Source organism: Pseudomonas sp. SWRI99, assembly GCF_014270125.1.
Classification (GTDB): domain Bacteria; phylum Pseudomonadota; class Gammaproteobacteria; order Pseudomonadales; family Pseudomonadaceae; genus Aquipseudomonas; species Aquipseudomonas hamedanensis.
On the sequence record NZ_JABWQR010000012.1, the window covers coordinates 65,199 to 78,799 of the forward strand.

At 55.7% G+C, this 13,601-nt stretch carries 16 protein-coding genes, 1 tRNA gene and 3 pseudogenes; 7 read left to right on the plus strand and 13 right to left on the minus strand.

All coding sequences use genetic code 11. The annotated features are described in order from the left end of the window. Positions 1 to 47 precede the first annotated feature (47 nt). From HU743_RS11925 to HU743_RS11935, 3 genes are all read right to left on the minus strand, one after another. Positions 48 to 713, minus strand: coding sequence for a response regulator transcription factor (locus HU743_RS11925; protein ID WP_186648805.1), 666 nt, complete (start codon positions 711 to 713; stop codon positions 48 to 50). 305 nt (positions 714 to 1,018) lie between these two features. Next, a complete protein-coding gene (locus HU743_RS11930) occupies positions 1,019 to 1,912 on the minus strand; it encodes a LysR family transcriptional regulator (protein WP_186648806.1) in 894 nt (297 codons plus the stop codon). A gap of 4 nt (positions 1,913 to 1,916) precedes the next feature. Continuing rightward, positions 1,917 to 2,603 carry a cysteine hydrolase family protein gene (locus HU743_RS11935; protein ID WP_186552402.1) on the minus strand — a complete coding sequence of 229 codons (687 nt, stop codon included), beginning with the start codon at positions 2,601 to 2,603 and terminating at the stop codon, positions 1,917 to 1,919. A 282-nt stretch (positions 2,604 to 2,885) separates the two neighbouring features. Between HU743_RS11935 and HU743_RS11940 the strand changes: the two genes are divergently transcribed. Further along, positions 2,886 to 3,425 carry a GAF domain-containing protein gene (locus HU743_RS11940; RefSeq protein ID WP_186648807.1) on the plus strand — a complete coding sequence of 180 codons (540 nt, stop codon included), beginning with the start codon at positions 2,886 to 2,888 and terminating at the stop codon, positions 3,423 to 3,425. Positions 3,426 to 3,635: 210 nt separating this feature from the next. Here the strand turns inward: HU743_RS11940 and HU743_RS11945 are convergent, their stop codons facing one another. From HU743_RS11945 to HU743_RS11960, 4 genes and pseudogenes are all read right to left on the minus strand, one after another. After that, positions 3,636 to 3,779, minus strand: coding sequence for a hypothetical protein (locus HU743_RS11945; RefSeq protein ID WP_186648808.1), 144 nt, complete (start codon positions 3,777 to 3,779; stop codon positions 3,636 to 3,638). A gap of 384 nt (positions 3,780 to 4,163) precedes the next feature. Next, positions 4,164 to 4,360: pseudogene (locus tag HU743_RS11950) on the minus strand (hypothetical protein); the annotation flags it as partial. 487 nt (positions 4,361 to 4,847) lie between these two features. Continuing rightward, a complete protein-coding gene (locus tag HU743_RS11955; protein WP_186648809.1) occupies positions 4,848 to 5,456 on the minus strand; it encodes a tail assembly protein in 609 nt (202 codons plus the stop codon). Between the two features lie 536 nt (positions 5,457 to 5,992). Then, complete coding sequence (locus tag HU743_RS11960) at positions 5,993 to 6,424, minus strand: hypothetical protein (RefSeq protein WP_186648810.1); 432 nt, start codon at positions 6,422 to 6,424, stop codon at positions 5,993 to 5,995. A gap of 135 nt (positions 6,425 to 6,559) precedes the next feature. Between HU743_RS11960 and HU743_RS11965 the strand changes: the two genes are divergently transcribed. Genes HU743_RS11965 through HU743_RS11975 form a run of 3 tightly spaced genes read left to right on the plus strand, consistent with a single transcriptional unit; the run spans position 6,560 to position 8,399 of the window. Further along, positions 6,560 to 7,369: a hypothetical protein gene (locus HU743_RS11965; RefSeq protein WP_186648812.1), complete on the plus strand. Its 810-nt coding sequence runs from the start codon at positions 6,560 to 6,562 to the stop codon at positions 7,367 to 7,369. Between the two features lie 8 nt (positions 7,370 to 7,377). Further along, the gene (locus HU743_RS11970; RefSeq protein ID WP_186648814.1) at positions 7,378 to 8,136 is read left to right on the plus strand and encodes a hypothetical protein; all 759 of its coding nucleotides are present in this window, start codon (positions 7,378 to 7,380) and stop codon (positions 8,134 to 8,136) included. 50 nt (positions 8,137 to 8,186) lie between these two features. Continuing rightward, positions 8,187 to 8,399 carry a hypothetical protein gene (locus HU743_RS11975; RefSeq protein WP_186648816.1) on the plus strand — a complete coding sequence of 71 codons (213 nt, stop codon included), beginning with the start codon at positions 8,187 to 8,189 and terminating at the stop codon, positions 8,397 to 8,399. Between the two features lie 158 nt (positions 8,400 to 8,557). On the opposite strand, the gene HU743_RS11980 is transcribed toward HU743_RS11975, so the two are convergent. Beyond that, positions 8,558 to 8,839 (minus strand): DUF4236 domain-containing protein, encoded by a 282-nt coding sequence (locus tag HU743_RS11980; RefSeq protein ID WP_186648818.1) that lies wholly within the window; start codon positions 8,837 to 8,839, stop codon positions 8,558 to 8,560. Between the two features lie 114 nt (positions 8,840 to 8,953). Between HU743_RS11980 and HU743_RS11985 the strand changes: the two genes are divergently transcribed. Together HU743_RS11985 and HU743_RS11990 are read left to right on the plus strand one after the other, a co-directional pair. Next, on the plus strand, positions 8,954 to 9,295 hold the full coding sequence (locus tag HU743_RS11985) for a hypothetical protein (RefSeq protein ID WP_186648820.1): 342 nt from the start codon (positions 8,954 to 8,956) through the stop codon (positions 9,293 to 9,295). A gap of 79 nt (positions 9,296 to 9,374) precedes the next feature. Then, entirely contained in the window at positions 9,375 to 9,578 is a 204-nt protein-coding gene (locus HU743_RS11990) for a hypothetical protein (protein WP_186648822.1), read from the plus strand. A 122-nt stretch (positions 9,579 to 9,700) separates the two neighbouring features. Here HU743_RS11990 and HU743_RS11995 read toward each other — a convergent pair. Next, a pseudogene (locus tag HU743_RS11995) lies at positions 9,701 to 10,107 on the minus strand (phage tail protein); the annotation flags it as partial. 1 nt (position 10,108) lies between these two features. On the opposite strand from HU743_RS11995, the pseudogene HU743_RS27185 reads away from it, so the two are divergent. After that, positions 10,109 to 10,309: pseudogene (locus HU743_RS27185) on the plus strand (site-specific integrase); the annotation flags it as partial. Positions 10,310 to 10,389: 80 nt separating this feature from the next. On the opposite strand, the gene HU743_RS12000 reads toward HU743_RS27185, so the two are convergent. The 4 genes from HU743_RS12000 to pheT all read right to left on the minus strand — a co-directional run bounded on the left by HU743_RS12000 (position 10,390) and on the right by pheT (position 13,577). Next, positions 10,390 to 10,466: transfer RNA gene (locus HU743_RS12000), tRNA-Pro, on the minus strand. An 89-nt stretch (positions 10,467 to 10,555) separates the two neighbouring features. Next, complete coding sequence (locus tag HU743_RS12005; protein WP_003179985.1) at positions 10,556 to 10,912, minus strand: MerR family transcriptional regulator; 357 nt, start codon at positions 10,910 to 10,912, stop codon at positions 10,556 to 10,558. Further along, complete coding sequence (gene ihfA, locus HU743_RS12010; RefSeq protein ID WP_002553164.1) at positions 10,893 to 11,195, minus strand: integration host factor subunit alpha; 303 nt, start codon at positions 11,193 to 11,195, stop codon at positions 10,893 to 10,895. Before ihfA ends, HU743_RS12005 begins: the two co-directional genes overlap by 20 nt. Before the next feature lie 3 nt (positions 11,196 to 11,198). Next, positions 11,199 to 13,577, minus strand: a complete 2,379-nt coding sequence (gene pheT / locus HU743_RS12015; RefSeq protein ID WP_186648824.1) for a phenylalanine--tRNA ligase subunit beta — start codon at positions 13,575 to 13,577, stop codon at positions 11,199 to 11,201. Positions 13,578 to 13,601 lie beyond the last annotated feature (24 nt).

Consider the following 13,601-nt stretch of genomic DNA (forward strand, 5'->3'; position numbering starts at 1 on the left):
CGGCGATACTGTCGTTGAACCTGCCAGGAACCTGATGGCAAGGCAGTTCAGGTCCCGCGTCGCGAGAGCCTTTTGAACAGCTCCATGTCGTTTTTCAAACCCAATTTGCGGTAAGCCGTCAGCTTCTGCGCACTCACGGTTTTGACGCTGCGCTCGAACATGATTGCAATCTGGGTCACGGTCATTCCACTGATGCACAACCGCAGCACTTCCCGCTCGCGCAGCGATAGCATCGGATGACCGAGTAGCTGCGTGCCAGGATGATCGGCCTGCGCGCCTGCGCCGGAAACCGACTGACACTGGCTAGCGTCGGCCACGGAGCCGGTGCAGCAATACGATTCTCCGGCCGCTACCGCGCGGACCGCTTCGACATATACACCCAGGGGCTGGGTCTTGCTGACCACGCCATGCCCGCCGGCCGTTAACAGAAGGCTCGCCACGGCGGTGTTGGGCTGCGCCATCAGGACGAGGACTTTCAAGGCCGGATAGTCTTTGTTCAGCGTCTTGATGAGCCCGATGCTATCGCTGTGATTCAGCCTGTGGTCCATCAGTAACAGGTCCAGCTCGCCTTGATCGGCAGCCTGCAAGGCATGCCCGGCGCTGCGATACGAACCCACCACGATCATGCCCGATTGACTGGCGAGGTGGTTGCACAGGCCGTAACGCACGACTTCCTGCTCATCGAGCACCCCAACCCTGATAGTGTTCAACACGGCTTGATTCCCTTTCCCGATAAGCAGCCTGTCCCTTGGCGTGGGGAAGGATGGGTCGTTTGACAGATGACAGAAATGGTTCGAAGCATCTTCGGAGTCTCTCGAAAGGCGCTCTCAAAAAAAAGCGAATGCCGGCTGACCTGCATTCTGGTTGCTCGCAGACTATCGATTTCATTGCGAGCGATCCCTAGGATTTGTCTCAAATTGCACAGCCGCCCATACCCCCCTCCGCAGAGGCAACGCGTGCCCTCAATGCCCCTGTTGAATTCAGTCGATGAACACGATTTGTTCGTTTCTGACGTTGCTCAACCTTGCGCCTTGAGCCGGTAATACTCGGCCATGAAATCGACAAATGCCCTGACTTTGGCGGGCAAATGTCGGGCATGGGGATACAACGCGTAGTAATGGCGCACGCCGAGGGTGTAGTCCGGAAGAATCCGCACCAGCCTCCCCGCCTGCAGGTCGTCCTGCACTGTGGCTAACGTAAAAGCCGCGATGCCGCCGCCCGCCAGTGCACAAGCGTGCAACGCGGCGATGGTATCGGTGTGAAAGCTGCTGTCGGGCGTGACGGATATCGGCTCGTCCCGCTCATTGATCAATGACCATTGAGCCGTGCCGGCAAATGTCAGCAGCCGGTGCTCGCCCAGTTCGGCGACGCTACGCGGCAAGCCGTGCCTGAATACATAGGCCGACGACGCGACCAGGACCATGGGCGAAACCGTGAGTAACCGCGCGACCAGACTGCTGTCGGCTAACGGGCCACAAATGCGAATGGCGACATCGAAGCCATCGGCCACCAGATCGACGAAAGGGTCCGAGCAGGACAGGTCGACCTGGATATCCGGGTAGCGCTGCTGGAACGCTGGCAACCACTGGGCCAGCTCCAGCGTACCGACCACCAGAGGAGCACTGACGCGCAACAAGCCGGAAGGTCGTTCCTGCTCCAGAGTGACGGCCTGCGCCGCCGCATCGACGCGATCCAGAATGTCCACGCACGCCGCGTAATAACGCTCGCCCGCAGCGGTGAGGCTCATGCGCCGGGTATTGCGGTTGATCAGACGCACGCCGAGCGTGGACTCCAGATGCTGCAAGTGTCGCGACACCGAGGAATGAGTCGTGTCCAGCCGCTCGGCAGCGGCCGAAAAACCCTGGGCCTCGACAATGCAACGAAATACACGCATGGCGAACATCTGATTCATAGGTTTAGCGCACCGGTAATTTAACGATCTGGGCCGTGGTCAGCACATCGCCGAAGGTGTCCTCGACTTCGGCCAATGCGGCCTTGTGCAATGCATCTTTGTCGATCTTGTCACCGTTGACCCGGGTAATGTCGCGAGTGGCCGACGCATCGGAGGCGACGATGACGTTGTAGCCAAGGGGCGCAGCGTCACGGGCGGCGCCGGCAACACAAGCGTGGGTCATCAGACCGGAAATGATCAGGGTCTTGATGCCTGCACTCTTCAGGCGCTGATCCAGGTCGGTACTGGCGAACACGCTGACGCTGGTTTTCTGCACAACCGAATCCTTGGCCCGCGGCAGCATGTCCGGGTGGAACTTCACGCTTTCTCCATCAATGGCAAACACCGCGGAACCTGCCGGTGCAACGTGCTGGACGTGATAGACCGGCATCTTGTGGCTGTCGGCGAACTTGATCAGCTCACGCGTCTTGGCCAACGCCTCGGCGCCGTCGGGAATCGGCATGCGCCCCGTGAAATATTCGTTCTGGAAGTCGATCACCAGCAGTGCGGATTTGCCGGCAGGCAACTCGCTGACCGGTTTGGCGCCGGACATGGCGCGAATGGTCGGATGGCCTTCGGCCAAGGCACCCGCGCTGGCAACTATGCCAGAAAATGCACAGGCAGCAAGAAAACGACGAGTCAAACGTGGCATGGGGCATTTCCTTTTCGATTGATGAGAAAGGGAATGCTAGGAAGGTACGCCTTGTTTGAACACATCACGTACAGCACAGATTCTGTGCTGTTTTTGCACAAACGAACCCGTTTCTTGCCTATACAACTGACGACGCATCGAGTTTGGCGCCAATCATTTTCTTCGCTGATGGCAATTCGCAACCAATTAAATGAACGAATCAGCTCCGTCTAGAATCAATAGGGGCAGCGTCCAGCGCGTGTATCGCTGCCAGCCCATCATTTGATTATTGGAGAAAACTGCATGCCTCTTAGTGACACCATTCACAGAGCGTTGCTAAGCGCGGAAGAGCGTTCCTCTATCGCCGAAATTGAGGCAACTACCAACATTTTACAGCTCGTCACACGCATGACAGGAACGCGCTTCGCGGCGATCGCAAAATTCACGGAAACGGAATGGATAGTCTGCTCCGCGTACGACCCAATCGAGCTGGGCATCCACACCGGCGATACGCTGGAACTGGAGACCACGCTCTGCAGTGAATTCCGAAGAGATCCCCAAGTGCTTTTCGTCCCGAAAATAAGTAAAGACGGCAGGTTCGCTACACGCCCGGTTGTGAAGCAATACATGATTGAAAGCTACGCCGGTGCACCTGTTTTCCTGCCCGACGGACAACTCTGGGGTGCGCTGTGTGCTTTGGATTCCAGGGCGGTGATATTCGACGACCCGGATCTGGCCGACACTTTAGGCCTGTTCGCGAGACTTATCGGGTGCATCTTTTACTCGAATTTGACAGAGGCCGGGAGCGGTTACGGCAAGACGGGATCGGGTGTTACGGATTAGTGATAACTACCTCTACAACGATTCAACCAGCTCACCGATAGTCGAGTTTCAGATAGGCAAGTCCGACTGCCTCTGAAGCTCGTCCCCTGATCCCCGTTCCGGCTGACGACTCGTGCAACTGGAGCCCTTCATGCTTTTGTGAGGCCGTGTGCCCCCAAACATGGGGGTCGCCATGCGTATATACTGCTACAAGGGGCCGCGGTGACGGCCTCAGGCTTGTTTTTTACTCTTGGCCCATCCGCACACCATCAAGGCCAAGCCCGGAATCCAGAAGGCCGGCGCCGTGATGGCGAAACCACAAACAGCCAACGGTAAGCCTGTCAAAAACAATGGATCTCGAAACGCCTTTTCCATAGCAACCTCTCCTTAACTTCTCTCATAAACCACAAGGTCTGCCGGTGTACGGCCCTGAAAAGGGTGTCGACTCAAAACCAACTCAGCAGGCGAAGTACCCTCGCGAATGCTCGTTCACTCGCCAAGCAGGTTAAAACCAACCCCGCTCCCATGACGGTGAATAGAACCCCGCCCACTCCCTTGATGACGATTAAAAATATTCCCAGCGTCATGACCGCGACACCAAGTGCGCAAAGCGCTTTCCTGCTCTGCTTCTGCTCAGGATATCGATCAAACATTCATTGCCTCCAGGTCACTGCGCATCGGACAACTGTAGTCCACGGCGCCTACCCCTTCCGCCGAATGCCGGTTGAGCCACGGCCAGATCAAGGCCCGAAAATCTTGGGTGGCATCGCGGATCGGCGTGTTGTCCAGGTAGATGTCGTAATCGGTCGGGACGCTGTCGAACTTCCCTCGCCTACAGCAATGAGCAGCTTGGCCAGGTTGGTCGAGCGCAGGCTGTCGCTGGCTTCGGTCGGCGACTTCGGCTTGCTGCTGCCGCCCATCTCGCCGCGGATATCGATCTGTGCTGCTGCTCCCATGCTTTCCTCCATGCGTAAAAAAACCCGCCGAAGCGGGTTAGGTGGTTATCAGTGCAGTGGCGTTTCTGACACTGCAGGCAGATGGAGAAAATCTAAAGACAGGTCTTGGCGCTCGCGGCGCGGCGATCCGATATCCAGCTACTGTCGGAGAAAAACTCAACCTTCGTTCGACCGTCGCGCTGCGTAACGTCGACCATCTCACGATAATTCGCACTAACGACTGTCTTCCCTCCGCCGGGCTTTGGCTGAAGATTGACGTTGTAATGAACGCCAGCCAATGACTCATTCTGCCAAGCGTAGAGGATGCACTCTGCCACCTGCTGCTCCGACTTTGATGAGGTGAAAGTCTTCAATGGCCCATCAGCCCTCAACTCCTGTGGAGACGCTGTACACCCAACAACTGCGAGCGCAATTACTAGGGCTGCGATGATCCTTTGCATATTCTCTCTCCTGCCAAAAGCGCGAATATATCATCAGTACCTCAAAGTTAAGCCTTGTCTTCAGCCAGGATCGAGGCCGAAATGATCATCCCGCCCCACCGGCGCTCGCCGATGCAGATCGGTACCGGGTTTCCGCTGGCCGTGGTGTTCTTGGCACTGCCGAAGGCGTAGGACGGAGAGTTCTCGGGGGATGCGCTTTGCTTCAGGCCTGAGGCTTGGGGGCTGAGCATTTGAATAACGCCGCCGATCGCCATCGACGCGCCGGCCGCATACAAAAACGGCGATGCGGCTGCAAACGGAGTGAATGACAGTACATAGGCTGCGGCGATCACCACTGTGCCGATGATGGTCTGTAGTCCCCCCGCACGCTTGCTGCCACCAATCACTAGAACAATGCGGATTTCCCGTGTACCACCGAGATCGAATCCGTCCATTCCGATGTTTTGGCGATTCCGGAAGATCGCAAACTTCAGTCCAAGGCGCTCCAATCGTTTAATTTCCTCGGCGAAACCATCAATGGTCGCATTGAGCGCGCGAAAAACCTCCACGGCCGATCCGCCGTCGAGAAGGAATGGCTTGCTTCGAAAAAACTTCTTCGCAAGCGAGCCGGACGACATGACTTTCGTCATGGGCGTGTAGGTAATTGCTGAGCACATGCCATTCTCCAGGCAATAAAAAACCGCCCGGAGGCGGTCTGTTCAGAGAGTCGTGGGCAGTATGTCGATCTGCCCATCGCCACCGGTGAAAACTCGGTATTTCTTGACCGCGCCTTCTTTCACGATCGCTTCCCGCTCCGTTCGGGCCGCGCCCATGGAGCAGATTCCAGAGCCGGTGTAAGCCGCGCCGACTGAAACCGAATCAGGCGGAGATAGAAAGATGCCTTCTGGCCCGGGTCGAGCTTGTCAGCCTGCTGCCATCGACGAAAACGGCCACTGAACAAAGGCTTCCGGTCTGCCCAGAGTCGCGGATCACTTGCAGCGTCCCATATGCCCCTGATGGCTTGGCCTGGTAGGCCGAAAGCTGACTGGCCGGCGCCTGCTTCGCTTCACTGGAGGGTGTGGACGAAGTCGCACACCCAGCCAAAAGAGCTGTCGCGAACGCAACAAAGATCAATCGCATGTAAGAATTTCCTATCCGTATCTTCAAAAGCGCCTCCTCTAGTCCGTCAATTGACATTCTATACGCCAGACGGTCAGCCCCCGCTGTAGTCGACGTAGGGAGCCAAAAACAATCCCCCGCTCAAGTCATTACTGATTCGAAATTGGCTTTGTCTTTCAGGCTTGAGGTTTGCATTGATAGTTTTAATCGCCACGCCGGTGCAAAGCCCGGAGTCGGCCAATCCGATACCTAAATTCACAGAACCGGGCTCATAATAAAAGCTTGCTCGCTCACTAGGTCCAATCTTGGCGGCCCGACGCCCCTCAATATAAAAGATCACATCGCAACCAGAGCCGAGAATGCCTCCGTCTCGGACGACAATGATCTGAGATGAGGCGTTTGCAAGCTTCTTCTGAAACGCATACAGCTCATCGCTAGGAACTGGCTTCGCTTCTCGAACAGATATTTGCGAGCTTGAGCACCCCGCCAACAGCGCTACCGCCAGCGCTCCTAAGATCATTTTCATGCAGGTCACTCCTCTGGGAAAGGATGCACTGTAGCGCAGCACTGTGCAGGCATCCAGCATGGACGAAAGGACAGTAGAATTCCGCGCGACTCAGCAAGTAGCATTGCGCCACTACAATCTTGAGATAAAGTAACCATGGAAGGCTTCCCAATACCACCAACAATCTTCGTAGCACTGGGCGTAATAGTGGCAGCACTGCTGGCGGGGTTTTTCTCATTTCTAAATCTTGTGAGTGCAAAGGAAAACAAGGTCTCTGAATTTAGACTCGCTTGGCTAGACGGGCTTCGAGATGAAATTTCAAAGTACACTGCGGGCGTGCAGGAACTTTTAAGACTAGAAAAAAACGGCTTATATAAAAGAACGACGGGTATGCAAGACGCAGATTATAAAACCCTAAGGAAGGAATGGTACAACGATACCCGCGAAGCCTACTCGAACATTTTAGAAAGCTTATCTCGCATACAGCTAAGGCTAAATAAAAAACATATTGAAGAAAATCCGAACGGCCACGAATCCATACTAATGGAATGTATAATTCGATCGAGGAAGCACTTTAGCCTAGGTGAATACAAAGAAGCCTTTGACTGCTGTGACGAAATCAGAAACGCAGCCGCGCCGCTGTTGAAATCAACCTGGGATTTGGTGAAAAATGGTGAACAGGGATATCAACGAGTCCGAACCATTGCAGCGAAGACTATTTCTTGGGGCATGATCGCTATAGTTTTAGTTTTCGCCACGTTTTGTATAGCTGCAATGAATCAATCCAGCTCCGAAACTAAAAAATACACGATTCAAAACTTCAATCTGAACATTGAGCATTTGCAGAATCTAGATTCCAAGCCAACTACAAACCCTTCTAAGATTGCGCCTGCGCCTGCGCCTGCGCCTGCGCCTGATAAAGTTTTATCAGATGATGAATCACCGTCTTCAAAGCAAGCTAACTGAGGCCTCTAATGCTTGGCAATCCCCCATTTTTTACTGTACAGATATTCAGCAACGCCCCGCCGACCTCCGATAGTAGCCTCTTGCCCTACCGCAACGGATCCCCAGTCCTTCGCCTGCAAGCCCAGGGACCGGGCTGCGGTGATACCAGCTCGAAAAACACAAGGACGCCTAAAACATTGAACATCAATAGGAATGCGTTAAAAGTTCTCGCAGTGACAGTTGCGACGGTCAGTGGCGCCTGCCTTGAAGCGACGACCAGTATTATAAAGAAGAACTTTGAGCCCGTGCTTATCAGCGCTAGAAACGCGTTTGAAGATTTGGCTTACCCCCTACCCTCAAATGCAATAATTGGCCTCACTCTCCAATCATTCATGCCCTCCGCAAAAATTGATGAGCCATGGGTGGAGGCTGTATCGGCCACGATTTCTGGCAAAAGCTGCCTTGAACCAGACGGACACGAAATTGTTCGCGCTTTCGACGAAGCACCCAACGGGCACCGTACCAACGCAATCATGATGATTCGCTGCCGGCCGTCAGGACGCGTATCAGTCAGCCTCACTCCGCAAAGCGGCAGCACAGTATTGATATACGATGGGCGTTTCAAAGACGGTGAAAAAGCAACGTTTCCGGGGATTCCAGGAAGCTATTACGCAGGCATCCTGACCATGTATCGGCTGGATTCAGTAGTTCCGAAAGGCTCTTGGGAACCGGTTAACAAATGTCAAATCGACAATAGCTGCGACTCCACAGAATTATCCGTCCATTAACGCCTTCACTACCCGGCATCAGCTCAAGACTGGTGCCCCTTGGAACTGGTATGTCTGACATCACCCTTACCTTCAAATGCCTACGCCAGACCAAACGTGATGAAGGTTTGATTGGGCGTTACAACCTAGAAGTCACCGATATCCGGAGCGGCAAGACCGCAACGGTCGATGTCGAGCCCAGGCACTTGGCCTCAGCTCGCGGCATGAAACCAATCCTACTTGACCGATGCATTGGTGTACTCAGTTACTCAGAAGGCGCATGATCAGATGCTTCTCGAGATGTTTGCCCACGCGAATGACCGAGCTGAGATCGCAGAATCTCGCTGAGTGGAAGGGAGCGCATCCCGCGTCCATGCCTGCGGGAAAGAATGCAGGCGGGGTGGACGGACATAAAAAAACCCAGCAACGAACTGGGCTTTGCTCATCTAAAGATTGCCCAGAGAACAGCGGCGATTATTAGCCATGAGACAATGTGCGCCCACACAGGTGTAGGCGCGGTTTTAGCAACGCCACTCTTCGCTCCACCAAACAGCTTGGATGAAGAAAGCCCTGCTCCCGGAAGGCTGCTCGTTACTTTCGTCCCGCGCTTGCTCAGATTCACCGTCGTGCCTTTTCCGCCTATCGATGTGCTGAGGCCGCTCTTACTGACATTGAGACGAATGCCTGGGGCGATTTTAAAACTTTTCCGGATGCGAAAGGCCATGGCTCAATTCCCTGAGAAAGCGAACAGCCATCATAGACCGATTACGATTTCCACCAAGCTGTGTGGGCATCCAGCGTGGACGAAAGCCCAGTGGATAAATTGGATCCTTGCGTAGTGCGTGAAGCCATTAACGAACGGAGCACAACAATGCCACATGCTGCAATTTCGATCCCGGAATACTTGAAAGAAAAATATGAAGATGCAAAAAAGCTTCGTCAGGAAATCGTGTGGAGCACAAAAAATCCATTGATGCTAAGCGTCCCTACGCAGGAAATATTGGAGGACTGCGACAACCACAAGATAACCGGTCTTTTCAGGTACTTCATGAAAGACTCGTTCTACGATTTGGACGAAAAGGGCGAACAGAAATACGTTCCACCAGACATTCGAACCTTCTCTTTTGAATATGCAATTCGAGAGAATGTCTGGCGCTTCACCTGCTCGACTGGAGATTGAAAATAGTCCAGTCCTTTGCCTGCAAGCCCAAGGACTGGGATTGCGCCAATATCGGCGCGTTAATGACCTAGAGGTCGAAATGGCAAAAAAACCTGAAAACGCCGGAAAGGCTTGGAGCGCGGCTGACGTAGCCGAACTGAAAAAACTGGCCAAAGAAAACACTCCGACCAGGGTAATCGGACTAAAACTAGGCGGGTCAGAGGATTCCATCTACTCGAAAGCTGCCGAGGAAAACGAAAGCCTCAAACCGACGAACCAGTCTCCTTACAATCGCCAGAAGTAAGGTAGGCAACGCTTGATTCATATGCCTAGCGCTGTTCATGTTTCCACTCATGATCATGCTCCGCCAGAGAAAGCGCCATCGAGTCCAGGCACTTGAGCAATTCTGAATTGTCGTTATCCATTTTAGTTCTCCTGCGGTCCAGCCACGTTATTTGACTGTGAATCTTTGTGCCTGAGGATCAGGCGGGTTCGGTCAAGCCACGGGCCGCCGAATACAATGACCTCCAACGGCCTGCCATACAGGTGGTGCAGCAGGAACGGCCCGGGGCCGAAAGTAGCTGCATCCTCGCCAGGCAATGCAGGATCGGCTCCGAGGAAGATTCCTGCATGATTCGGGTAAACCGTCCGCCCACTTCTATGACGATCATGTCGCCGCGCTGCGGCTGGTCGACTCGGAAGAAGCCGGCGGCCTCGTATTTCGCTTCGTAGAGGCTGGTGTTGTCCTTGCTTTCCCACCAGCCATCAGCGCGCTTGAAGGTCTCGAACTCCAGCCCCCACTCGCGCTTGTACCAATCCGCGCATACCTGCCAGAAGCACACCTTTGGGAGAAGGCTGCGTGCTGCTGGCGTAACTGAGGAGGATCGCAAAGCGCTGCTCGGCCACAAGAACGGGAGCATCACCAGCCACTACTCGGCAGCGGAGTTGGATCAGCTCATTGCGGCGGCAAACAAGGTATCAGCAACCGACTCGCGCGCACCAGCGCTGACGATTCTGAAGAGGAGGGAAGCATGATCGAAAATGCCAAGGTCACTCGGAAGTCACTACGGCAGAAACAACAAAGCCGCTCGAAAGCGGCTAAGTCATTGAAAATATGGTCGGGACGGAGTGATTCGAACACTCGACCCCTAGCACCCCATGCTAGTGCGCTACCGGACTGCGCTACGCCCCGACTGATGTTGCATGTGTTCTTCAGCTTCGAAGAACGCTCAAGAATATATCGCAAGCATTTGAAAACTGGAAGTATTCAAACGCAGCTTTTTATTTCTTGAGTACCACCAGTACGTCTTCCAGCTCGGCAATCATCTGCCGAATCATTTGTTTGTACTGGGTGGTGTCGTCTTTGGCTTCGTCGCCGGACAAGCGCAGACGTGCGCCGCCGATGGTGAAACCCTGATCGTAAAGGAGCGCGCGGATCTGCCGGATCATCAGCACGTCCTGGCGCTGATAATACCGGCGGTTTCCGCGGCGTTTGACGGGGTTTAGCTGAGGAAACTCCTGCTCCCAGTAGCGCAGCACGTGTGGCTTTACGGCACACAACTCGCTGACTTCACCGATGGTGAAGTAGCGTTTGCCCGGGATGACGGGTAGTTCGTCGTTATGACTTGGTTCCAGCATAAGCCTCAACTCGGGCCTTCAACTTCTGCCCTGGACGAAAGGTGACCACACGGCGAGCCGTGATCGGAATTTCTTCCCCCGTTTTCGGGTTGCGGCCAGGCCGCTGGCGTTTGTCCCGAAGGTCGAAATTGCCGAAACCGGACAATTTGACCTGCTCGTTGTCTTCGAGAGCGTGCCTGATTTCCTCGAAAAACAGTTCGACCAATTCCTTGGCTTCCCGCTTGTTCAGGCCCAGCTCTTCATACAGACGTTCCGCCATCTCAGCTTTCGTCAAAGCCCCCATACGTCACTTCCTTAACGTGGCGTTCAACCTTTGTTCGAGCGAGGTGAGGATATTTTGCGTCGTCGAATTCACCTCATCGTCATTAAGAGTGCGCGATGGATGCTGCCAGGTCAAGCCAACTGCAAGGCTTTTTCTATCAGGATCAATGCCTTTACCCTGATACACGTCAAACAGCCTGAGATCTGTGAGCCATTCGCCTGCATTTTCACGGATTACGTCCAGTACCGCCGCGGACGCGACCTCTTTGTGCGCGATCAGTGCAAGGTCACGACGCACTTCAGGAAAGCGCGACAACTCGTGGAATTTCGGCATTTTACCGAGTGCCACTTCCGCCAGAACCAGCTCGAAAACGAACACAGGGCGGTCCAGACCCAACGCTTTCGACAGCTCAGGGTGAATGGCGCCAATGAAACCCACTTCGCGACCTTCGCGTTCGATGCGCGCGGTTTGACCCGGGTGCAGCGCCGGATGTTTGCCCGGTGCGAAGGTGAACGAATCCAGTGCACCGGCGAAGCCCAGTACTGCTTCCACGTCGGCTTTGACGTCGAAGAAATCAACGGTGTCGCGACCTTGCGCCCAGCCTTCCGGCAGACGGCTACCGCAGACAACACCGGAGAGCATCGGCTCTTGCTTCAGGCCTTCGAGCTGACCGACAAAGCGCAGACCGCTTTCGAACAGACGCACGCGATCCTGTTGACGGTTGAGGTTGTGCTGCAATGCCTTGACCAGACCCGGCCACAGCGACGAGCGCATGGCGGCCATGTCATTGGAGATCGGATTGGCCAGCAGCAGCGGCTCGACGCCGGGGTTGAACAGTTCGAACTGCTTCGGATCGATGAAGCTATAGGTGATCGCTTCCTGATAGCCACGTGCTACCAACAGGCGACGCAGCTCAGGCAGGTCGCTACGCGCTTCAGCCTTGGCTTGCGGCGCCAGACGCGCTTGCGGGTAACGAACCGGCAGGCGGTTGTAGCCGTACAGACGGGCCAGCTCTTCGATCAGGTCGACTTCCAGGCTGATATCGAAGCGATGGCTTGGCACTTCTACGCGCCACTGCCCTGCCCCCTCGGCACTGATGGTCAGACCCAGCGCGCCGAGCAGACGCTCGACCTGCGCCGAATCCATCTCCATGCCGAGCATCTGCGTGATGCGCTGGGCACGCAAAGTGATCGGTGCGATCGACGGCAGATGCGCCTCGCTGACGGTTTCGATGATCGGGCCCGCTTCGCCACCGGTGATGTCCAGCAGCAGGCCAGTGGCGCGCTCCATGGCTTCACGGGCCAGTTGCCAGTCGACGCCACGCTCGTAGCGGTGCGACGCGTCGGTGTGCAGGCCATAGGAACGGGCCTTGCCCGCCACAGCGATCTGATCGAAGAACGCCGACTCAAGGAATACGTCGCGCGTGGTCGCGGACACACCGCTGTGCTCGCCGCCCATGACACCGGCAATCGCCAGCGCGCGGGTGTGGTCGGCGATGACCAGCGTATCGCTGCGCAGGCTGACTTCCTGACCGTCGAGCAGCACCAGCTTCTCGCCGTCTTCGGCCATGCGCACACGGATGCCGCCATTGATCTCGGCAAGATCGAAGGCGTGCAACGGCTGACCCAGCTCAAGCATCACGTAGTTGGTGATGTCGACGGCCGCATCGATGCTGCGCACGTCGGCGCGACGCAGACGCTCAACCATCCACAGCGGCGTTGGTTTGGACAGATCAACGTTGCGAATCACTCGACCCAGGTAACGTGGGCAGGCGGCTGGCGCCAGCACTTCGACAGGACGCACTTCGTCGTGTACGGCAGGAACCGCCGCCACCACAGGACGGGTTACCGGCGCGGCATACAGCGCGCCGACTTCACGGGCCAGACCGGCCAGCGACAGGCAGTCACCACGGTTCGGGGTCAGGTCGACCTCGATGCTGGCGTCTTCCAGGTCCAGATACACACGAATGTCTTCACCCACTGGCGCATCGGCCGGCAGCTCCATCAGACCATCGTTGCCTTCGCCAATCTGCAACTCGGCTTGCGAGCACAGCATGCCGTTGGACTCAACGCCGCGCAGCTTGGCCTTCTTGATCTTGAAATCGCCTGGCAGCTCGGCACCGATCATGGCGAACGGAATCTTCAGGCCCGGACGCACGTTTGGCGCACCGCACACGACCTGGAAGGTTTCCGCGCCATTGCTGACCTGGCACACGCGCAACTTGTCGGCATCCGGGTGTTGCTCGGTGCTCAGCACCTCGCCCACCACCACGCCACTGAATACACCGGCGGCCGGAGTGACGCTATCGACCTCAAGACCGGCCATCGACAGACGGGCAACCAGCTCGTCGCGATTTACCTGCGGGCTAACCCAGCCACGCAGCCATTGTTCACTGAATTTCATCCTGCTCTCCTAAGAATTCGTTAC

What these genes read in the sequence shown, in the direction of transcription:
- HU743_RS11930 (WP_186648806.1), bottom strand. Translation starts at nt 1,912, where the DNA reads ATGAATCAGATGTTCGCCATGCGTGTATTTCGTTGCATTGTCGAGGCC.
- HU743_RS11935 (WP_186552402.1), bottom strand. Translation starts at nt 2,603, where the DNA reads ATGCCACGTTTGACTCGTCGTTTTCTTGCTGCCTGTGCATTTTCTGGC.
- HU743_RS11940 (WP_186648807.1), top strand. Translation starts at nt 2,886, where the DNA reads ATGCCTCTTAGTGACACCATTCACAGAGCGTTGCTAAGCGCGGAAGAG.
- HU743_RS11945 (WP_186648808.1), bottom strand. Translation starts at nt 3,779, where the DNA reads ATGGAAAAGGCGTTTCGAGATCCATTGTTTTTGACAGGCTTACCGTTG.
- HU743_RS11955 (WP_186648809.1), bottom strand. Translation starts at nt 5,456, where the DNA reads ATGTGCTCAGCAATTACCTACACGCCCATGACGAAAGTCATGTCGTCC.
- HU743_RS11960 (WP_186648810.1), bottom strand. Translation starts at nt 6,424, where the DNA reads ATGAAAATGATCTTAGGAGCGCTGGCGGTAGCGCTGTTGGCGGGGTGC.
- HU743_RS11965 (WP_186648812.1), top strand. Translation starts at nt 6,560, where the DNA reads ATGGAAGGCTTCCCAATACCACCAACAATCTTCGTAGCACTGGGCGTA.
- HU743_RS11970 (WP_186648814.1), top strand. Translation starts at nt 7,378, where the DNA reads ATGCTTGGCAATCCCCCATTTTTTACTGTACAGATATTCAGCAACGCC.
- HU743_RS11975 (WP_186648816.1), top strand. Translation starts at nt 8,187, where the DNA reads ATGTCTGACATCACCCTTACCTTCAAATGCCTACGCCAGACCAAACGT.
- HU743_RS11980 (WP_186648818.1), bottom strand. Translation starts at nt 8,839, where the DNA reads ATGGCCTTTCGCATCCGGAAAAGTTTTAAAATCGCCCCAGGCATTCGT.
- HU743_RS11990 (WP_186648822.1), top strand. Translation starts at nt 9,375, where the DNA reads ATGGCAAAAAAACCTGAAAACGCCGGAAAGGCTTGGAGCGCGGCTGAC.
- HU743_RS12005 (WP_003179985.1), bottom strand. Translation starts at nt 10,912, where the DNA reads ATGCTGGAACCAAGTCATAACGACGAACTACCCGTCATCCCGGGCAAA.
- ihfA (WP_002553164.1), bottom strand. Translation starts at nt 11,195, where the DNA reads ATGGGGGCTTTGACGAAAGCTGAGATGGCGGAACGTCTGTATGAAGAG.
- pheT (WP_186648824.1), bottom strand. Translation starts at nt 13,577, where the DNA reads ATGAAATTCAGTGAACAATGGCTGCGTGGCTGGGTTAGCCCGCAGGTA.